Genomic DNA, 20,347 nt, shown 5'->3' on the forward strand with positions numbered 1-20,347 from the left:
TCAGTCATCTATTGCTGGTTTAATGCAGTTTTTTGTAGAATTGACAAAAAATAGAAATTGGATAATTCAAAATTTTTCTTGAATTCTGACTAAGGTCTTCCCCGTTGAGAACTCATTGGCTGCGGACTAAAATCTAATGACTAATGACTAAAATCTAATGACTAATGACTAAAATCTAATGACTAATGACTGATGACTAAGGACTAATGACTAAAATCTAAAATCTAAAATCTAAAATTTACTAGGTGGATGTGCATGGCTGGAGGTATTTATCTGATTCAGGACGACGACAGGCTGGTAGAAATGATGGAACAGCCCTACGACTCGGAAGACCAGTTACAAGATTTGCTAGTAACTTATCCTAATTTGATCGCTGGAGACCAAATCGATCGGGCGACGGCGCGGAGGTGGCTGTTAATTTCGCGGGAAGCAGCAGTGCCCACCGATGAGGAAACAGCCGTCCAGTGGTCGCTGGATCATTTGTTTCTCGACCAAAATGCAGTTCCTACTTTGGTGGATGTCCGGCGAACTCCTAATGCCGAACTGCGGCAAAAAGTTTTGGGTCAGTCGATCGACTATGCTGCTAATGCGTTGGTTTACTGGCCGGTCGATTCAATTATTGCTCTGTTTGAAGCTAATTGTCGCGATCGGGGTCGCGATCCCGAACAGATTTTTGAAGAGTTTCTCGGTGCGGATGCTAATGAAGACAGATTTTGGCAAAAGGTTAAAACTAATTTGCAAGCGGGTAAAGTTCGCTTAGTGTTTGTAGCTGACGAGATTTCCGCTGAAATGCGCCGAGTTGTCGAATTTCTCAACGAACAAATGGACCCGGTTGAAGTTTTGGCCCTGGAAATTAAGCAATATGTAAGTGAAGACGGTTTGAAAACCTTGGTTCCCAGAGTGATCGGTCAGACAGCCGAAGCACAGCAGAAAAAATCCAGCGCAACGCGCGAAAGAAGGCGCTGGGATGAATCTTCATTTTTTGCGGAAATCAAAGCTAGGCGGGGCACTGAGGAGGCGCAAATGGCAAGAGCAATTTACCTTTGGGCGAAAAGCCAAGAACCCGAAGTTCAAATCCACTGGGGAACGGGGGACGCCTACGGCGGATTCGCCGCTCAATTGCCTCAAAAGGGAAGAAAACCCTATCAGTTATTCACTGTAGATATTGCTGGCCGAATGGAGATTTCTGCTGACAATTATGGTTCCCAGCCGCCGTTTAATGCGGAACAGAATTGGCTGGAATTGAGAAATAAGTTTAGTTCGATCGGTCTGTCGCTGCCTATAGAACCGGGTGAGAGAAGGTCGCCGAGTCTGGCTTTGTTTACTTTGCAAGATGAATCTGCCCTCAAGCAAGTTATGGAAACTTTTGATTGGGCGATCGAGCAAATTAAAACCTTATAGTTACACTCACAGATGAGAGAAACGGAGGACACGGCAGTGCCGTTTCCCTACCCCGATTAATTGTAGGGAAACGGCACTGCCGTGTCCTGTCCTGATTGTGGCTAATATTAATTCCGATGCTACCGGATTTGATATGACGCACCCTACTCTATGTGCTGGGTAGTATGTATATGCCCGGTTCAGTGTCTGGCCCAGGCAGAATTTCACGGCTGCTTTTAACACCTTTACTCTCACACAGATTTGCAAACGATTCTAAACCCTCTAATCTGGCTGAAAGTTCACTCAATCCATCCAAATATTCAGCTACAGCAATTTGGCGATGTGTCCATGTTTGATCAAATTTAGCAGAACTATAGGACATTTCAAACTCTACATCAACGTTAATTTTTTTGCTTCTGATTTGGTCAGGAGATAAAGTGCGATCGCTTGGTGATATTTCCGTAATTCGTTCTACTCGTTCTGAGGCAATATGGTTTTTAAACCGAGAATTAGTAAAGCGATAAGCAGTAGATAGATAAGTGTTTTCATCATTGATTAGTGCCTTACCCCATCTTTCCGCGACTTGTTTAAATTGGGGGATTTCTAACGCCAGTAATTCTTTAGCTTCTTGATGTTTCCCTATTTCTAAGAGAAGATTGGCTTCTGTTGCTGTGGCTACGGCCCAACCTTGAATAGAAACATCAGCATTGAGCATAATTTCAGCATCTAATTCTGGGGTAGCTTGCATTGCTTGATTACTTAGAAATAGTCGCACTCTCGAAGCTGTTTTAAGGGCTGAGCTCGGTGATTCATCAGGAAAACGAGAACGATTATCAAGTTCAGCTTTTAAAGCAGCTATTTCTTGAATTAGCATGGCTTGATGAAGATTGGAAATAGCTTTCGCGAGGCTTTTTTGCTTTTGGTGGCTGTCTTCTACCAATAAATACAGATATGCCAATTGTTCAGAGATAATATCTAAGCGATTATCAATCCGATTTAAGCCAGCTTCAACACGGTTAAAGCCTTCTTCCATTGACTGTTGAATGTGACCTAAAGTTTTTTGTACTTGGTTCAGTTTAGATCCCATATAGGCAAAGCCAGCAATACTGATACCAAGGTTTAAAACACTTGCGCCGGCAGCAATTTGACTTAGCCCCATCACTGAGGATAAGGTTTTTTCAAAGCCGATTAATTTACGTTCGATACCGATTAATTTACGATCAATACCGATTAATTTATGATCAACACCTATTAATTTATGATAGTTAAGCGCATGACCAATAACATCAATTCCTGCCACAATGGGATCAAATGGAACAGTCATCAGTTTGCTAGTCAGTCCGGGAGTTTCGGCTAAATGGCGGACAATTTGACCAGCCTTTACAGTTCCCGCAGCCCATCTAATAACGCTTCCATAGCGTTTCATGGAACCATCAAGTAAACCCTTGATAATTTCTGGATTTTTAACTAAAAGAGTGGCATCAATCAGCATTTTACTTTATCCTGTTTAGCGATTATAAACTTCAAGCTTTTCATAGGCTTCTATTTGCAATCTATCTGACACTTTAATATCAACTGCTAAATCAGCTAACTTACGAAAAGCATCATATCTATCGAGTTGATTGACATTAGGCTTAAATCCTTTGTCAGATTGCTTGAGTTTAATCTCAACCAAGTAAATGTTATATTCTGATTCCGCTCCTTGGGCGACTGAATACTTATTGATATCATGTCTTTTCTGAGAAAGTTCAGTTTCAGATCCTAGCCATAAATATCTCGTAATTTGGTAAAGTTGTTCTCCCTCACTAACATCAATCTGCTTTTTGTCTTTTAGCGATTCAATAAAATCTGCGTGCGAGGCGGAAATCACTAAAACTAAAGAAGGTGGTGGTGGTAATACTGGTGGGGGATAAATTGCTCTTAATACTGCTCTTACTACTAATACTGCTCCTCCTACTACTGCTCCTGCTAATACTGGTACTCCTAATACTATTAATAAACTCTCCATATCGCTAGATTCCATTTTTTAACTCCTGAATGTCATTAGGTTTAAAACTTGCTTCACTGACGAAAAATCGTAACTTTTCACAATCTGCTGTTGCATGATTTTTTTTAGCTTCAAAGTCACGCCAAAACTGTTTTTCTTGCTCAAAATTGCCCTCAATAATACTTGATTGTTGCTGCAAATCACGTTCAGCTAGATTGGTAATCTCATCAACGGATTCTTTAAAGATATCGCTAACATAATCTAACCGTTGGAGAATCCACTCAAGCAAAATATCCCACAAACTCCCTTTCCCTTTCTCAATTCCACTTGACCATTGTTTTGCCATTAAGCCTGGAGACGGAAGAAAAAGTTCGATGTATTCACCGTCTGTTTTTTTAGAACGGTTTTGCTTAATATTATTTTCTGGAAACTGAAAAATTTTTTCTGGTAAAGTTGGCAAGTTTGGAGCTAACTTTTTGCCTAAATTACTGATGGCTACTTTTTCAAGATTAATCGAAGAAAAATTGCCCTCGGTCAGAAAAACTTTTAGTTTCTTAACTTGTTCATCAACTAATGAGTCTAAAGCTTGTTCAAACTGTTGTGCGTTTGATTGTAGAACAAACTCTGCCCTTGCAGATATAGCTTCTCTCATCCTGTGATATAGCAAGCGAACATAGCGTTCATCATATTCAAGTTCTTTTTTCCCCTTATCATCATCAGCCCGTATACGCTTAACTAAGTATTCTGACTCACCAGAAAATTTACTGAGTCTGCGACTAACACGATCATAGTATTTAGAAATATCCTCAGCTAATGAAGGTAATGTGACTTCCCCTAGTTTATCTCTTAGCTCAAAAGCTCCTTGATTATTTTTAAAAGTATCGCGAATTAGAGATGTGGTTAAATCCCCTACTACCTCTTTTTTAACCGCATCATCTTCAAGTTCTTTTTTCCCCTTATCATCATCAGCTCGTATACGCTTAACTAAGTATTCTGACTCACCAGAAAATTTACTGAGTCTGCGACTAACATGATCATAGTATTTAGAAATATCCTCAGCTAATGAAGGTAATGTGACTTCCCCTAGTTTATCTCTTAGCTCAAAAGCTCCTTGATTATTTTTAAAAGCATCGCGAACTGGAACAATTAGAGATGTGGTTAAATCCCCTACTATATCTTTTTTAACCGCATCAAAAATCCGCTGAAATCCATTACGTCCTTTTTTTACAGCCTCTTGTACGAGTTTATCATTAATTTTAGGATCATCGCTTTTCAAGCCTGCTTTCAGTCCCTCAATTTCTACCTTAAATTCTTTCCCAACTTCTTTGATATTATGAAAATAATGACGGCTTTTATCTATTTTATTTCTTTCTTGCTCAAGCTGTTTCTCTTGGGAAATTTTTATAGGGTGAATCCGAATTTCCAGAGATTCTGCTAAAGCATTGTAAGGATCGAATACTTCCCACAATGCAGGAAGTATTACCAGTTGAGCAAATGATTCTTGAACCCGCACACGGAAACGATCCCAAAGTTCTCTACCTCCACTCCATTCTAAAGAATAGTGGAGAATTTGTAGCATGGTTTCATCATCAATAGTCTTATTGTCATCTACCCGATCTTCAATATCGCGAAACCAATTCTTTAAATCGCGGTTCTCTTTAGTATTTAATTTAATAACTCCTGCACAGTCTTGAAACATAGCTTTAAGGAGTTTTAACCGTATCTCCTGACTGATCACTGACGGTTCGTTAAAAGCTCCTGAACCCCAAGCACACTGAGCATAATATAAAAGACGAGCATTAAAAGGCAGAACATCAGGAAGTTCTGGAAGTGATAAGACCTCTTTAATTTCTTCTGTTAACTTATCAATCCGCTCTGATAGGGGTAAATCATCGATTCCTCGGTTATCGACCCGATTTAAGATAAAAATCATCGAATCTGTGCGACCTTGTAGATATTCGACAACTGTCTTTAATTCTTCTAATAAGCGTTTTCTGTGCTCATCATCTACCTGCATATAGTCCAAAGCCACTAAACTAAAAGCTTTATCAAGTTGCTTTTGGATAGTTGCTAAGTTAGCGCGGTCTTGAACTGATTTCAATCCCGGTAAATCAATCAATTCAACTCCGATTCCGTTGGTTAAACCCAGTAAAGAAGCATCACAAGCAGGTAAAAGAGGAACATAAGCTGTTATTTGTGGCGCAACATACTCACGCTTTGTCCGCGCCGCGTGATAGGAGTGCATCACAGTGCAAATCCGCTGGTATACATCCTCATCGCTTAATCCCGTCAATTCACCAGTATCCCAAGCAGCATCTTCGGTTTCTGCAATCATTAATCTCTGTTCTTGAGAATGTTTGATGGTTAATACACCCCCACTCATTTCTCCGGCTTCAATAGGCGCAATTTTCCGACCAATCAGCGCGTTAACAATCGTTGACTTTCCAGAGGAAGTTGTGCCCAGAGTAGCAATCCGAAAACTAGGATTTTCTAGGCGTTGGACGGCTTCTTGATAAACAGTTAAAAAATCCTGTAGGCAAGATTGAATCCCCGAATCAGCAAAAACATCAGGGGAGGAGTTGACTAAGCTAGAGACTGAGTTGCCTAATTCTTGTAAAAGGTTGCGGGTGTTGTTTAAATTAGATTCAATTACAGGCATGGCAAAAATGCTTCCTTAATGATCTTTGTTAAGTATAACTAAGGAGGCACGGCGTCGGACATCGTACATCCACGGATGTTTTAAACCTTGCAACAAAATAAAGAGTCACTCTTAAATCAACTTGTAGAGTGCGTCGGAGATTGATTATTTCGATTTTAAGAGGTTTATTCTGCTCTGGGGCATCCTACACACTAGGCTGTCCCGCACCTTGCGTTATATTTTTCGGGCGGGCGGGACACCCCACAATAATTTCATCAAACTTGACTGTACAATTTGTATGCGCCTGAGCTTGTTAATCTCATTATTATGTTTAGGGGATAATGGGTGTCACCCTCCACATAATAATGAGTTGATGCAGAGTGAGCGGCCGATCATCGCCAATAACCAATAACCAATGACTATTGATAGCGAATGTTTGCTTGTTTCAAACGCCGCAGGGCTTCTCCCAGCCGATCGCAATCTGCAATCAAACTAATTCTCACATATCCTTCGCCGCCGGGCCCAAAAGCATTGCCAGGAGTCACCACAACACCAGTTTGCTGCAAAACATTCAGGGCAAAATCAGTCGAACTCATGCCGGGAGTGCAGGGAACCCAAAGATACATTGCAGCCAGAGGTTTAGGAATATTCCACCCTAATTCTGCCAATCCTTCCACCATGAAATCCCGGCGAGTCCTGTAACGATTCTGCACTTCGTGCAAGTAACTGTCCGGCAATTGCAGTGCGGTTTCTGCTGCTGTTTGCAAAGCGGAAAATATACCGTAATCTAGGTTAGTTTTTAATGTCCGCAAACCTTGAATAATTTTGCTATTTCCTACTACAAAACCGACGCGCCAGCCGGCCATATTGTAGGTTTTTGACATCGTGTGAAATTCGACGCCGATTTCTTTACCGCCGGGAATTTCTAATAAACTTGTCGGTTGATAGCCGTCAAAGGCTAATTCGGCATAACACAAATCGTGAACCAGCAAGATTTGATGTTTGTGCGCGAAAGCCACAATATCTTTGTAAAATTCGCGGGGTGCAGTTGCTCCAGTCGGATTGCTGGGATAATTAAAGTAGAGTATTTTGGCTTGTTCGGCTACGCTGTCGGGAATGTCGGCTAAGTCAATTACCCAGTCATTTTCTGGTTTGAGGATGATGTTGTGAACTTTTGCACCGGCGATAATCGGGCCGCGAAATAATACGGGATAAGCGGGACTGGGTACTAATATTAAGTCGCCGGGATTGATATAGGCGATCGCAAAATGTGCTAAACCTTCTTTAGAACCCAACAAAGGCAATGCTTCGCTTTCTGGATCGAGTTCAACGTTGTAGCGGCGGCTGTACCATTTAGTAATAGTAAGGCGGAAACTGGCAGTTCCTTCAAAGGGTGGATAGCCGTGATTTGCAGGATTTTGGATGGCTGCGACGGCGGCTTCTACTACTGGTTGAGGAGTGGCACCATCGGGGTTTCCCATTCCTAAGTCTATTAAATCGAGTCCTTGTTCGCGGGCGCGGGCTTTGAGTTCGTCGAGACGGGCAAATACGTAGGGCGGTAGTTTTTGCAACCTGTCAGCAGGGGTAATCCAATCCAAGGTCATTTGTTTTTTGTCAGTTGTCAGTTTTCCTGGTTTGTAGTAAGGACTTCAGTCCTTGCTAGCACAGCCTTTTCAGGACTTTAGTCCTTACTACAAACTGTTTTAATTCTTAATCTTTAATTCTCCCACAGGTGCGGTGGTAGAAACCATCGCTGCCATTAATTGTTGGGGAACAACTTTAAAAGGCAGTCGGTGGATGTCGGAATTGGGATTGCAGGCGATATCGGCGGCGCGCTGCAATTCTGTGATGGTAATGTCTCCGAGTCCGAGGTTGTCTAAAGTTTGGGGTAATCCAATCTCGGCGTAGAATTTTAGCAGTTGCTGTCTGGCGCTAGCTGCGAGTTGATTGTTTTGCAGCATTTCTTCTAGTCGCAGTTGTACTAAAATGCCGTAGGCTACTTTTTCGCCGTGCAATGTGCCGTGACTTGCTAATAGATGAGTTAGGCCGTTGTGGACGGCGTGGGCGGCGACGGTGCGACATTGGGCGCCGCCAATTCCGCCGATTACTCCTGCTAGCAATACGGCGGCATCTGTGACTTCTTGCCAGGTTTCGCTACCGGGTTCTTTGAGGGCGGCGGCTGATTTTTGGAATAATATATCGCGCAGTATTCTAGCTTGTTGGACGGCGGAAATTATCAGGGTTTGTTCGGAGTGTCCGCTGCTGACTGATGCTTCGTACCATTTGGCGATCGCATCTCCAATTCCTGCTACTAATGTCCGCTGCGGTGCGGTTTGAATTAAGCCGTAGTCGAGTATTAATAAGTCGGGACATCTGGCTAATGTGACATCGTATTGGAATGCACCTTGTTCTGAATAAATGTTAGAAAGGGCTGTCCAAGCGGCACAGGTGGCTGCTGATGTGGGTATTGTGACGATCGGCATTTTGCACTGATGGGCGACGAGTTTGGCTGCGTCTAAGGCTTTGCCGCCGCCGACACCGATGATGAAATCGGCTTCATGGGTTTCGACGGCTGCGCGGAGGGTTTCGAGGCTGGTTTCGCTGCAATCCTTGCCGTATGCTGTTTCGGCGGATTGTAACTGCTGCTGTTCGAGGATTGGTTGCAGGTAGGGTTGGGCGGCGGCGAGGGAGTTGCTGCCGCCGACGATTAGCGGCCGCTTTCCGAAACGGGCGATCGCATCTCCGGCTTGTGCGATCGCCGATCGACCCCGCAATACACAGGCGGGAGCAATTGTCAAGGAATAAATTGCAGTTGGGGTGGCGGTTTTAGTGCTTTGGGTTTGAGTCATCGAACCACTGGATAAGTGACGCTTTGCAGGATTGCTGGATTTTCTAGGATAACTCTAACCCATGTTGGGCGATCGGGTAAGTTTTGTAAAGTTTTTATTAAGTATTGTGCGGGGTTGGGGCATGGGAGAGGGGAGTTGAGGGCGATCGCGAGTATTCACCCAATTTTAGACTTCCAATTCGATCGTTTTAATGATGTATGTTGCAGAGTGCTGAAAGGACAGATGCTTTGTTTCAGCATAACAATTGTCGATCGAGGGGTTTTACACTGTTTGATGCGTTCTTTGTCGATCGCTATTGTCAGGAAAAGAGCTAGTCACAATATGCTCTGCTTTTATACCGGCCTCAATCAGTAATTGGCTTAAACCTTCCTCGAAATTATCCTCTTCAATTACAACTTGACGATCGACTAAACGAGCATGAAACAGAATCGTGTCCATCCAGCGCTGTTTATCCCAGCCTGTCGCCAGAACCAGAAAGTGACCCGAATCGACATCACAGACGGAGTAAAGCTCGATCGCCTGTAAACGGGGTTGCGCGCGAGTTGCTTCTTGCAGGGTTTTTTTAAGAATGTCTGCATAAGTTAGTGAGTTATCCATTGGAGAATCGCCTTTTTGTGACCCAGTGGTTGACTAGATGGAAAATTCGGTATACTGTAGCAATCCCCTCTGAGTCTCAAAAGATAACGACCCCTTGTCTTGCTAGACTCCTTGTCTAGTAAGGACTTCAGTTTTTCCAAATCTAGAAAATTAATGAGGATTGCTATAATCAATACTTTGGACAGTTTTTTGGGTAGCGGCTAAAACCCGCATTCAACCGTTGGTGATTCAAAACTGTCCGGAGTATTGATAATAACTAACATAGTACTGTTTAGGAGTTTCAAAATGACAGATACAGTGACGACAATTGCGGCCGGAGCAATTCTAAAGCTTGCTTTTGATGAATTTATTAAGTCAAGTGCAGGTGAGGCTGCAAAAAGGTTAACTGGCGAAGCATTAGTTAAAGCGAATGCTTTGCGTAAAGAAATTTCTAATTACTTTTTTGACAAGAAGAACAGAAAAGCAACAGAAGCAATTGCCTTAATCGAAGAAACAGGTTCAGAAAATGCTTTTGGTAGACTGGAAGTTTATTTAGAGAATGCGATAGATGATGACTCTCTATTTGCTGCTCAATTGAGACTATTGGTGCAAGAAGTTGAGGTGTTGCGAACAGTAAAACAGGTAATGGTAGACGGACTAAAGACGGAAGATAGTCTAGAAGCTAAAGGTTTTATTCAGGAAACAACGATCAGTAGTGGAGTCGTAGAGCAGACAATGCTAAAAAATACAGAAGCCAAGAAAAAGGTACAGCTTACAGATTTTAAACAAAAGACTTAAATTATCAGTTACCTAGAGTCATACAGTAGACCTCTTGCAAAAATAATTAGGACGGGCAACATGCCCATCCCACAAGAGTTATTTTTTCTTCTGGGATGGGCATCTTGCCCGTCCCATCAATTGATGAAAAGGATTTTTGCAAGAGGTCTAATAGTTTTTTGCAAGATCAATTCCGTTCAGATAGCTACCTCTAAATCATCCAACGATCAGACTCTTATTTTTAAATAAATGAAGATAAGGGTTAGCAGTCTTAGTAAAATGGACAAAATGTAGTATGTCAATTAATGAACAAGATTCAGAAGAATTTCAAAAAACTATTCAGTTGTATGAGCGTCAGTTAGCAGATACAAGAGATGTTAAAAACAGAAATCTTGAAAACCAGGCACTGCGCTTAATTGGTACTACTTATCTTAGGGTTGGAAATTTTTATATATCTGCTTTGTACTTTGAACAACAATTATCAATTACCAAAGAACTAGGCGATCGTAATGGAGAGGGTGAAGCACTTGGAAATTTAGGACTATCTTTAAAGGGACAACGACAATATCAAGGTGCAATTAATTGCTTTGAAGAATTTCTAATACTTAGCAACGAAATAGATAGCCCGATTTGGAAATCGTGGGGTTTTAAGGAATTAGCTAATATTTATGAATTACTTTATCAATATGAATCGGCGGCTGAATATTATGAATTGCAATTGCCAATAATAAGAGATTTGGAAGATCGTGTACAAGAAGCTGACTCATTAAGAAATCTAGCAAATACTTATATAAATCTTGGTCGATTTCAGTCAGCAATTGAATTAGATGAAAAAGCTTTGACTATATATAAGGAATATGGAAATCGTATTGGAGAGGCTAATGTTCTTCTTGGTCTTGGCAGTTCATATCAGTCTTTAAGTGAATTTAAAAGATCGCTTCTCCTACGAGATAAAGCTTTAAATATTTATGAGGAGAGCGGTAACCTTGTTGGAAAAGCATATGCCTTTCAAGCTATTGGCTCAAGCTACGATCAATTGTGTAATCACTTGAAAGCGCTTGAGAATTATGAACAAGCTCTAGTTCTATTTCAGCAACTTGGAAATCGAACTGGAGAAGCTAGTCTTCTGTGCAATATGGGTAATACATATGGAAAGTTAAAGCAGTATGAAAAAGCCACTCAACTGCTTGAGCGATCATTTTTGATAACCAAAGAACAGGCAGATATTTCAGGAGAAGCATCTTGTTTAGGCTATCTTGGCTTCATTGCTCTATCACTCAACAAATATGAAAGAGCTTTAGAACTAAGTATTCATTGCCGAAAACTCTATGATGAAATAGGCAATATTTTTTGTGGTGCTTTTTATGGTTATTTTATTCAAGGAAAAGCCTTGTCAAATCTTGGCAATGAAAGAGTAGATGAAGCAATTGAAAATTTAAAAATAGCTCATCAACTATTATGGTCAACAGGCGATCGAAATTACATAAAGCAAGTTTCAGAAGAATTACATAAAAATGGAATTCGAGTAATACAAACTCTTATTGATGAGAGCAATATTGGAAATGTTTACATTAAAGGTTTTGAACAGAAAATAACTCGAAAAATTGTCAATAATTATGATCTTAAGCCTGGTGAGTTTTTTTCCACAATTATTGAAGAAGATTCAATTGTGGCAATTCAATCGATTTTGAGAAACGTTAATGCCGAAAATATCACTCTTGAAAATGTCACTCAGCTTATAGAAAAGATAACAGTTAATAATTATTTTGACAATGAGTTAGCAGAAATTTGTGTTTTGAGCCTTGCTACTTTATTTGAGTCTCAAGCTACTTTACAAGATAAAAAATTGCGAATCCTCCAAACACTTAAAGTATGTGCTGAAAGCCAGCATTTAACTATTAGTATAGTAGCTAAACAATGGCATGATAGACTTAATAATATGCGCGATCCTGAATGGGAAGATTTCTTATCACCTAACAGTAAACATGGACGGAAAACAAGAGAGAAAATAGGCTGGATTATGTTTGGTGCTGCTGTTGGGATTCCGGTTGGAAGTGCAGCTACAGTAGTATTTATGGAGTTTATTCGCGATCCAGATGAGCCAAGGACTGGTGAGAACAAAGCTCCCAATGCACCAAACTCTGATCCTTCTAACGAGGATGACTTAAAACCCAAACCTGGTGGAAGGAGAGATCCTAATGCACCAAATTCTGAGCCTTCTAACCAGGATAATTTACGGCGAAATCGAAGGGCATATCCCTTTGATAATGATTTGAGGAAGAAAAGATCCTTACCTCCCGATCCTAATACTCTGACTAGCCCAACACAGTCTCAACCATCGGAAAATCAATCTTCACGCCAGTCAGGAGGTTCAAATCTTTCCAATCTCAGACGAGACATGACTTCTGATTTAGATTCTTTGTCTCGGTCTAGAACTTCATCTCCCTCTGGTGGCAGTGGTGGCGGTGGCGGCGGTGGTTTTTCTTTATCTGACAGCCACTCATCTGGTGTTGTTCAAGATGGAAATAATATATCTGAAAGTAATTTTAGTACTATAGCAACAGAATTAGCTGGTTCTGGAGGAGGTAGTTCTGGCAGCAGCAGTTCTGGCGATTTTGTGATTGGTAGTTCTAGTGGCAATTCTGATAATATTGCAACAGGTGGCTCTAACGGAGGTTTTAGTGATTGTGGGGAGTGTGATGTTGGAGACTGTAGTGGTTGTGATGTTGGAGACTGTAGTGGTTGCGATTGTTTTATAGCTACCGCAGTTTATGGTAACTACAATGCACCACAAGTAGTTGTTCTAAGGCGTTTTCGAGATGAAAAACTCATACCACATCTTTGGGGAGGTTTATTGATCAATTTATACTACTATCTATCTCCACCCATTGCTCAGTGGCTCAAAAATTCACCAAGATTTGCAAAGCCAGTTCGTTATTTTCTTGATGTACTTATAACATGGCTAAATCGCTAGTTTCTAAACGGAATATACTCATAACAACAAGACGCAGAGGATTGCTATCCAATTTTCTGAGACTGATTGCACCGTTAGTTTTTTTTGCAGAGAAAGCTGGCTTGCGATTTATTCTAGATCTAATTGTTGTTTTTTTTGTCCGAATTTATCAGAAGTACCTCTCGCCTCGCAAAGGATTTTCCTGTGCTTACAGTAGACTGTATGGAGATGAGTCTTGTTCAGAATATTTTCGGCAAATAGTTAAATCTCAAGGTATTAACAAAGCAATTCCTCTCTTTCAAGAGCGATTACGGAAGTGCCAAATGGCGCATATGAAGTTGAAAACAATATGTTTGTGTAAAGGGAAAAGATCTAAAGCTAAAACTAAGATAAAAAATTTCCTTTTATTTAGAAATGGTAGCCTAACAAAGCTGTTGCAGTGGACATTTCGTAGATATTGGTGGTGATGTAAAGGTTTATGTGCTGTCGCTGAACAGCAGCCTTCCCTAACAGGTGAAACCCGATCGCCCGCAACTTCTTGGAATTGCTCGCCCCTTTCCCATATCCCAGAAAAATACAGCCATTCAACTTAGAAAAAACACGAATACGCAACGCTGACTAACCATCGCCTTGAATCTCAATAGTATAACTGTAGCCCTGTTCAGTCAGAAACAGTTGGCGGTGTCGGGCAAAATCCTCCTCGCAAGTTTGTAGCGAGACTAATGTATAAAAACTCGCAGTATGTCCGTCAGATTTCGGGCGGAGAATTCGTCCGAGGCGCTGCGCTTCTTCTTGGCGAGAACCATACTTTCCCGATACCTGAATCAACACATCGGCATCGGGTAAATCAACGGCAAAATTGCCCACGCGAGATAGAATTAATCCAGGAATCTCTTTGTGACGGAATGCTTCGTACAACCGATCGCGCTCAGCCTGTTTTGTCTTCCCCGTAATCAGCGGTAATTGGGTAACTAGGGCGATCGCATCTAACTGTTCGAGATACTCACCAATAATTAAAATACGGTGTCCCGCCTCCTTTTGCAACAAACTTTGCACCACATCCAACTTACCCGGATTTTCCGCAGCAATCCGAAACTGACTGCGGCGGGGCGCTAGGGCATATTCCATTTTTTCTGCCTCATTTTGGGCGACGCGGATTTCCGTACAATTGGCAGTGGCAATAAATCCCTGTCCTTCCAATTCGCGCCAAGGTACGTCATAGCGTTTCGGGCCAATCAACGTGAACACATCCCCTTCTTTCCCGTCTTCGCGAATCAATGTCGCAGTTAAACCTAACCTGCGTCGTGCTTGTAATTCAGCGGTAATCCGAAATATCGGCGCAGGTAATAGATGGACTTCATCATAAATAATCAGTCCCCAGGATTGGGCATTAAATAACTCGAAATGCGGGAATTCATCATCTTTAGTCGATCGATAACTTAGCATTTGGTAAGTCGATAGGGTGACAGCAGCCGTCTGCTTGCTGACACTGCTGTACTCGGCGATCGCATCCTCAGTTAAACTTGTTTTGTCTAATATTTCCCTCCGCCACTGGTGCACCGAAGTCAAACTGCTGGTGAGAATCAATGTTTTTTGCTTTACCAAACTCATCGCAATCATCCCCACAATCGTCTTACCAGCCCCGCAGGGTAGGACGATCGTACCGCTGCCACCTCTTACCTCTCCCCCTTGATAGAATGCCTCTACAGCTTCTTTTTGATAGGTACGCAAAGTAAAGGGTAAGTCGCCCAAAGTACGATCGCGCAACGCAATTGCCAACTCCGCACCCTCGACATATCCAGCTAAATCTTCCGCCGGATAACCCACTGCTAGCAAAGCTTGTTTGAGTACACCGCGATTCCCCGCATCGACTTGAAAACAAAGATCCGAAATCCGCTTACCTAACAGCGGTTTTACGCGATCGTCCCGCACTAACAACTCCGTCAGCGGGCGATCGGCAATCCGCAGTTGTAAATCGGGATTTTCCGCATCAATCCTTTCAATTACCGTCAATCCGTAGCGCGTACCAAGCAGTTCGATTTCCTGCGCTACCGACTCAGGAATGTCATATTTAGCATACTTTCGCAAAGCTGCGATCATCAATTCAACTAACATTCCCGCCGCCCGCGCATTCCACACGCTGAGGGGCGTGATGCGATAGGTGTGGATGTGTTCGGGACTTTTGATTAATTCGGCAAAGGGGGCGATCGCTTCTCGCGCCTGTTGTGCTGTAGGGGCGTGAACTTCTAATAAGATCGATCGATCGCTTTGCACGATCAAAGCATTTTCGGGAACATAATTCATGGCTTGTTTCGATTGATAGATGAACCGCAGATCAACGCAGATGGTTTTAACTGAGATATTGCACCATTTTCAATTAGCCTTTTGTGAACAGGCAAGATGCCTGTTCCACAAAGAGTTGATTTCTTGTGGAACAGGCATCTTGCCTGTTCCTGACAATGGTGCAAGATGTGAGTTTTAAGAGGTTTTTTGACTTTGGCAATTTTGTCTAATACTATCTATCCCGCTGGGGTAAGACGTAGCCGATCTGTCGCAGGGCGTTGCGAAATTTAGCTTCCTGGAATAATGGAACTGCTAAACTCCGATCGCCCGCTAGCTGACAGAATTTTTTGGTGCGGGAATCATTGGCAATCAACACAGCTAAATGGGCGTTTTTACATTCGATTAACTTGACAGTTCCTGCATCTTGCAAACTATTCGACCGTTCTGTAACATCCGTCAGAAATTGCTGTACGGTTTCCGGTAGCGGTTCCATACTTCTTGTCTCTAAAACTTCTTTAAATTCTGCTAGCGGGTATCCAGCTTCAATGGCGGTAAATAGCTTTTGTCGATCGAGTTGCCAGACGACATCAGAAACTTTTTTAGTATACAGATCGAGGACGATCGCATCTGATGCCGCGATGCCTTCTCCTGCTACAACAATATCTAAATTGGGCAGTACGCGCAGTGTTTGACGGAACTCAATTGCTGGCGGGGTGTAATTGTGAGTCAATCCCAAACAGAAAGCCCCCAAAGCTGTCAGGCGAAAAGAGATTAAGCCGTCGTAGCGGCTGAGAAATCTCAAATCGTCCGTTCCCCAAAGATCGTCAAAATCGCTGGGTACGAGGGACGGATCGGCATAGGCAACATCAATTATTCCCAGAGTAGCAACATACTCAAACAACAGGCAGCGCATATATCTTTCTTGCAGGATATGCCAATCGTGACTGCCCGAATATCCTAAGTTACCATACCCAAATTCAGAAATGTAGAGATTTTCGGGATCGCGCGTTACTTCAAACCGATTGCCCGTTGCCAACATATACTTGCTAAATTCGCTAAACAGAATCCATTTACCGACAGGACATTCTGCTAGCCTTGAGGCGATCGTCTCTCTCCGCCCCGCCACCGGTGTCATGCCGCGCGCCCCCTTGCCCGTTTGTCCTTTAATCGCATCAATGCGGCGAAATTCATCAAAAGAGTTTGTTTTTAACCAGCGCTTCCATGCTGTCTGCAATCCTTTGCTAGGTGATTCTTGCAAAGCTTTCTGTCCCGCTTTGGTCAAAACTAGCTTTTTGCCCGATTGTTCGGCGAATTTGCTCGCTTGGGCGATCGCGGCCCAAGCAAAGGATTTGATGTTACCAACCTCGTAGAATATATCGCCCTTTTCCAAGGTAGCTTGGCGCTGTTCGTCGTTATAAAAATCACCCCCTTGCAATACGGCGGCGATCGCTTTCAGAGTTGCGGCACCAGGTAATGCGGTTTTCTCACTAACCGCAACTTTGCCCGACTGAATTAGACGCAAAACTGCTTCCAAATCCTTTGGGGCTGCCCGTTCCATTTCAAAAATTGTCAAAGGAAGTTCGTACTCGGATACCTCTATTTTAGATGTACGAAAGTTCTGTTTTTCTACACGAACCATAAAATTATCTGGCAGTACATCGCCAACCAGATTTAAGGAAGTTGCTTGGGGTTTTGGCACAAACTTCAGCAATTTTTCTTCAAGATCGTAGGGTATCGCAGCGCCGTAGAAGAACAAGCATAGTAGGGATGGTTCTCGGTTGTATCCATAGCGATCGCTCTTTCCCCAGTTTGGTTGTTGTCCGTATTTCGCCACAAATACATCGGCATCATAGCCACCACCTGGCCCATGTATAACTTCCGCTACGGCCGCTTTTTGCAGGTCGTCTAATTGCGCCCAAACTTGCTTGAGTTTTTGTCCCTGCATTTGCTGTTTAATCCCAGCAACCAGGTCAGCTTTGCGGGTTAATTTGCGATCGCCCGACAACAGTGCATTCAGCTTTTTTAAATCTTCAACAATTATTCCTTCGAGTGCCTCTTGGAGGGTAGTAACATTATCTAGGCTTTGGTAACGCGGCATATTTTTTGGCAATGCGCCTGCTGCAAAATTGTTTGTGCTATCAACTATAACAACTTTCCCCGATTTGTAATTTGAATTTTTGTTACAAAATTCAGCAGTATGGTTTAATATTTATTGTTAAACACACGCTAATTTTATCTGATAAATTACCAGAAAGAATTGGTTTAAAGCCGGAACACTGCTGGGGATAAATTAAAAGAAGACTATTCATTAGACCTCTTGCAAAAGTCCTTTTAATCAAATTTTGGAACGGGCTCTCCGGCCCATTCCACAAGAAAAAAACTTTTTGTGGGATGGGCATCTTGCCCGTCCCAGCTATTTTTGCAAGAGGTCTATTACTCCAATCCTCTTCCTTCCAGGTAGAGGTCGCTATCAACTGTCAACTGTCAACTGTCAACTGTCAACTGAAATAATTAGGCAATCTAAAAAAGTCGGGATTGCACAACTACTCTAGAACGTAGAGTGCGTCGCTACCAACAATCTCCAAGCAGCTTGAATATCTCGTGGCGACGCACCATACAATTAGTCGATCGAAACTGACAGAGTGTAACTGGCGCCTCCTCGTTCCGTACCGATGACTATCTGATATTCTCCCGTCTGGGGCAATTTTCCAGACCAGCTTTTTTCTCCTTCAACTACGGCGTTTGTATTGGGATCGACAACCTTAAAAACAGCATTTCCCTCAACTGATTGGATCTCAACATTCATGGTTTGACCTTCTTTGGCGTTAATCAGATAAATCATGACTTCGCCGCGCGCTACTCCTCCTTTTACTTCCGCTGAACTAGCACCGCGCTTAAACTGAATCTTCTGCTGGCGCTGACTCATTAAAATCGCCGGTGTTTCCGGGATGGGTGCGGTGGGAACAATGCTGGATACAGCCTTTACTGAAGCCGGAAAAATCGCATAGGCACTTAAGCAGATTATCAAAATATTTAGCGGGTGTTTGAAAGTTTTTGCTGGTTTGTTCATGGGAGTTTAACGCTATGAGTGAAATGGATTTACTTATATGATTATAGCTGAGTCGCCTTGTCTGCGTGCGATCGCCCTTGCCGATCGACTAATTTTAGCTTTTGCAAACTGTCAATCGATTTGATATCTGAGATTTTAGATTGAAGCCCCAGATGTGGGATAATTTTGTACGATCGGGACTTACGCATTACTGTAAAGTGGCCGGCAGGCGCCCAAAAGTACGATCGCCCGTCAGCCGTGTTACCAAAAAAAATTGCCAGTCCAAGACGCACAAACACCTTCAGAAACCCGGTTTCTTGACAAAAAACTACGCTTTCAAACAGATTCCCCGACAAGAAACCCGGTTTCTGACCCACTGTGCGTAAGTTCTGTTTGCACAATTCCTAATTATCACAAACCAGACGATATGACTCAAAACCCAACCGCAACCTACCGCACCGAAAGCGACTCGATGGGAGACAAACAAATCCCATCTACAGTCTACTACGGCATTCAAACCCTGCGCGCTATCGAAAATTTTCCGATTAGCGGGATTAAGCCTTTATCAACTTACGTTGATGCTTGTGTTTTAATTAAGAAAGCAACGGCGATCGCCAATGGCGAACTCGGCTGCATTCCCCAAGACATCAGTCAAGCAATTATCGAAGCAGCCGACGAAATCCTAGCTGGCAAATTGCGCGATCAATTTGTGGTTGATGTCTACCAAGCAGGCGCTGGAACTTCTCACCACATGAATGTTAATGAAGTTCTTTCCAATCGCGCTTTGGAAATTATGGGCGAGGAAAAAGGCAACTACAAGCGCGTCAGTCCTAACGATCATGTAAACTACGGTCAATCGACAAATGATGTGATTCCGACTGCGATTCGGATCGGCGGACTTTTGGCATTAGAAAAAACTCTTTTTCCGGCTTTGTCGGAGGCCGTAGTCGCCCTTGACAACAAAGCCGAAGAATTCCAAGATATCGTCAAATCCGGTCGCACTCATATGCAAGATGCTGTGCCGGTTCGACTGGGCGAAACCTTCCGCTCTTGGGCGCAAATTCTTAGAGAACATACCTTGAGAATTCAAACTGCATCGGGGGATTTGACATTTTTGGGATTGGGCGGTAGTGCGGTGGGAACTGGCTTAAATACTCATCCTGAATACTGTCAAAAAGTTGCTCAAATTCTCTCGAAATTGATCGAAAAACCTCTGAAGCCAGCACCGAATTTAATGGCTGCTATGCAGAGTATGGCACCGTTTGTAAATGTGTCCGGTTCACTGCGAAATCTCGCTCAAGATTGCGTTAAAATCTCCCACGACTTGCGTTTGATGGACTCAGGGCCGAAAACGGGTTTGAAAGAAATTCAACTGCCTCCCGTGCAACCCGGTTCGTCCATTATGCCGGGAAAATACAACCCTGTGATGGCAGAAATGACATCGATGGTTTGTTTTCAAGTGATGGGTTACGATAGCGCGATCGCCCTTGCAGCCCAAGCGGGACAATTAGAATTGAACGTGATGATGCCCCTAATCGCCTACAATCTCATTCACAGCATCGAAATTTTAGGCAATACGATTAGCGCCCTGAGTACCAAATGTCTCGCAAAAATTGAAGCAAAGGGCGATCGGTGTCTCGCCTACGCAGAAGGTAGTCTCGCCCTCGTTACCGCCCTCAACACTCACATTGGCTATCTCAACGCCGCCGCCGTCGCTAAAGAATCTCTAGAAACTGGCAAATCTTTGCGGCAAATTGTGCTAGAAAGGGGTTTAATGAGTGCAGAAGACTTGGCAAAAGTTCTAGATTTAGAGAAAATGAGTGCGATGCCAATATCATCTGCTAACCCTTAGCCA

At 42.8% G+C, this 20,347-nt stretch carries 16 protein-coding genes; 5 read left to right on the forward strand and 11 right to left on the reverse strand.

The window, feature by feature from the left end; genetic code table 11:
* Positions 1–255: 255 nt before the first annotated feature.
* The gene (locus QUB70_RS00665) at positions 256–1,401 is read left to right on the forward strand and encodes a hypothetical protein (protein WP_332977804.1); all 1,146 of its coding nucleotides are present in this window, start codon (positions 256–258) and stop codon (positions 1,399–1,401) included.
* A gap of 148 nt (positions 1,402–1,549) precedes the next feature.
* On the opposite strand, the gene QUB70_RS00670 is transcribed toward QUB70_RS00665, so the two are convergent.
* The 6 genes from QUB70_RS00670 to QUB70_RS00695 form a co-directional block, all read right to left on the reverse strand.
* The gene (locus QUB70_RS00670; RefSeq protein WP_332977805.1) at positions 1,550–2,872 is read right to left on the reverse strand and encodes a hypothetical protein; all 1,323 of its coding nucleotides are present in this window, start codon (positions 2,870–2,872) and stop codon (positions 1,550–1,552) included.
* 15 nt (positions 2,873–2,887) lie between these two features.
* Entirely contained in the window at positions 2,888–3,403 is a 516-nt protein-coding gene (locus QUB70_RS00675; protein ID WP_332977806.1) for a hypothetical protein, read from the reverse strand.
* Entirely contained in the window at positions 3,393–6,026 is a 2,634-nt protein-coding gene (locus QUB70_RS00680; RefSeq protein ID WP_332977807.1) for a dynamin family protein, read from the reverse strand. The genes QUB70_RS00675 and QUB70_RS00680 overlap by 11 nt, the downstream gene beginning before the upstream one ends.
* 398 nt (positions 6,027–6,424) lie before the next feature.
* Positions 6,425–7,609: an aspartate aminotransferase gene (locus QUB70_RS00685; protein WP_332977808.1), complete on the reverse strand. Its 1,185-nt coding sequence runs from the start codon at positions 7,607–7,609 to the stop codon at positions 6,425–6,427.
* A gap of 99 nt (positions 7,610–7,708) precedes the next feature.
* Entirely contained in the window at positions 7,709–8,854 is a 1,146-nt protein-coding gene (locus QUB70_RS00690; RefSeq protein WP_332977809.1) for an iron-containing alcohol dehydrogenase family protein, read from the reverse strand.
* Positions 8,855–9,115: 261 nt separating this feature from the next.
* Positions 9,116–9,451: an element excision factor XisI family protein gene (locus tag QUB70_RS00695; protein ID WP_332977810.1), complete on the reverse strand. Its 336-nt coding sequence runs from the start codon at positions 9,449–9,451 to the stop codon at positions 9,116–9,118.
* Between the two features lie 285 nt (positions 9,452–9,736).
* On the opposite strand from QUB70_RS00695, the gene QUB70_RS00700 reads away from it, so the two are divergent.
* The 3 genes from QUB70_RS00700 (at position 9,737) to yidD (ending at position 13,627) form a co-directional block, all read left to right on the forward strand.
* Positions 9,737–10,228 (forward strand): hypothetical protein, encoded by a 492-nt coding sequence (locus QUB70_RS00700; protein ID WP_332977811.1) that lies wholly within the window; start codon positions 9,737–9,739, stop codon positions 10,226–10,228.
* A gap of 274 nt (positions 10,229–10,502) precedes the next feature.
* Complete coding sequence (locus QUB70_RS00705) at positions 10,503–13,181, forward strand: tetratricopeptide repeat protein (RefSeq protein WP_332977812.1); 2,679 nt, start codon at positions 10,503–10,505, stop codon at positions 13,179–13,181.
* Positions 13,166–13,627, forward strand: coding sequence for a membrane protein insertion efficiency factor YidD (yidD, locus tag QUB70_RS32575; RefSeq protein ID WP_442927663.1), 462 nt, complete (start codon positions 13,166–13,168; stop codon positions 13,625–13,627). The genes QUB70_RS00705 and yidD overlap by 16 nt, the downstream gene beginning before the upstream one ends.
* Here the strand turns inward: yidD and QUB70_RS00710 are convergent.
* From QUB70_RS00710 to QUB70_RS00730, 5 genes are all read right to left on the reverse strand, one after another.
* Positions 13,569–13,772 carry a hypothetical protein gene (locus tag QUB70_RS00710; RefSeq protein WP_332977813.1) on the reverse strand — a complete coding sequence of 68 codons (204 nt, stop codon included), beginning with the start codon at positions 13,770–13,772 and terminating at the stop codon, positions 13,569–13,571. The two genes, yidD and QUB70_RS00710, sit on opposite strands and share 59 nt — an antisense overlap.
* Positions 13,773–13,778: 6 nt before the next feature.
* Complete coding sequence (locus QUB70_RS00715) at positions 13,779–15,464, reverse strand: DNA repair helicase XPB (protein ID WP_332977814.1); 1,686 nt, start codon at positions 15,462–15,464, stop codon at positions 13,779–13,781.
* A 211-nt stretch (positions 15,465–15,675) separates the two neighbouring features.
* Positions 15,676–17,541, reverse strand: coding sequence for a hypothetical protein (locus QUB70_RS00720; RefSeq protein WP_332977815.1), 1,866 nt, complete (start codon positions 17,539–17,541; stop codon positions 15,676–15,678).
* Positions 17,542–18,063: 522 nt separating this feature from the next.
* Positions 18,064–18,513 carry a hypothetical protein gene (locus QUB70_RS00725; protein ID WP_332977816.1) on the reverse strand — a complete coding sequence of 150 codons (450 nt, stop codon included), beginning with the start codon at positions 18,511–18,513 and terminating at the stop codon, positions 18,064–18,066.
* Between the two features lie 41 nt (positions 18,514–18,554).
* Positions 18,555–18,869, reverse strand: a complete 315-nt coding sequence (locus tag QUB70_RS00730) for a hypothetical protein (protein ID WP_332977817.1) — start codon at positions 18,867–18,869, stop codon at positions 18,555–18,557.
* Between the two features lie 50 nt (positions 18,870–18,919).
* Here QUB70_RS00730 and QUB70_RS00735 point away from each other — a divergent pair, with 50 nt between their 5' ends.
* On the forward strand, positions 18,920–20,344 hold the full coding sequence (locus tag QUB70_RS00735) for an aspartate ammonia-lyase (RefSeq protein WP_332977818.1): 1,425 nt from the start codon (positions 18,920–18,922) through the stop codon (positions 20,342–20,344).
* Positions 20,345–20,347 lie beyond the last annotated feature (3 nt).

The organism is Microcoleus sp. A003_D6, from assembly GCF_036702825.1.
Taxonomy (GTDB): domain Bacteria; phylum Cyanobacteriota; class Cyanobacteriia; order Cyanobacteriales; family Microcoleaceae; genus Microcoleus.

What these genes read in the sequence shown, in the direction of transcription:
- QUB70_RS00665 (WP_332977804.1), top strand. Translation starts at nt 256, where the DNA reads ATGGCTGGAGGTATTTATCTGATTCAGGACGACGACAGGCTGGTAGAA.
- QUB70_RS00715 (WP_332977814.1), bottom strand. Translation starts at nt 15,464, where the DNA reads ATGAATTATGTTCCCGAAAATGCTTTGATCGTGCAAAGCGATCGATCG.
- QUB70_RS00680 (WP_332977807.1), bottom strand. Translation starts at nt 6,026, where the DNA reads ATGCCTGTAATTGAATCTAATTTAAACAACACCCGCAACCTTTTACAA.
- QUB70_RS00685 (WP_332977808.1), bottom strand. Translation starts at nt 7,609, where the DNA reads ATGACCTTGGATTGGATTACCCCTGCTGACAGGTTGCAAAAACTACCG.
- QUB70_RS00725 (WP_332977816.1), bottom strand. Translation starts at nt 18,513, where the DNA reads ATGAACAAACCAGCAAAAACTTTCAAACACCCGCTAAATATTTTGATA.
- QUB70_RS00690 (WP_332977809.1), bottom strand. Translation starts at nt 8,854, where the DNA reads ATGACTCAAACCCAAAGCACTAAAACCGCCACCCCAACTGCAATTTAT.
- QUB70_RS00720 (WP_332977815.1), bottom strand. Translation starts at nt 17,541, where the DNA reads ATGCCGCGTTACCAAAGCCTAGATAATGTTACTACCCTCCAAGAGGCA.
- QUB70_RS00670 (WP_332977805.1), bottom strand. Translation starts at nt 2,872, where the DNA reads ATGCTGATTGATGCCACTCTTTTAGTTAAAAATCCAGAAATTATCAAG.
- QUB70_RS00735 (WP_332977818.1), top strand. Translation starts at nt 18,920, where the DNA reads ATGACTCAAAACCCAACCGCAACCTACCGCACCGAAAGCGACTCGATG.
- QUB70_RS00705 (WP_332977812.1), top strand. Translation starts at nt 10,503, where the DNA reads ATGTCAATTAATGAACAAGATTCAGAAGAATTTCAAAAAACTATTCAG.
- QUB70_RS00700 (WP_332977811.1), top strand. Translation starts at nt 9,737, where the DNA reads ATGACAGATACAGTGACGACAATTGCGGCCGGAGCAATTCTAAAGCTT.
- QUB70_RS00695 (WP_332977810.1), bottom strand. Translation starts at nt 9,451, where the DNA reads ATGGATAACTCACTAACTTATGCAGACATTCTTAAAAAAACCCTGCAA.
- yidD (WP_442927663.1), top strand. Translation starts at nt 13,166, where the DNA reads ATGGCTAAATCGCTAGTTTCTAAACGGAATATACTCATAACAACAAGA.
- QUB70_RS00675 (WP_332977806.1), bottom strand. Translation starts at nt 3,403, where the DNA reads ATGGAATCTAGCGATATGGAGAGTTTATTAATAGTATTAGGAGTACCA.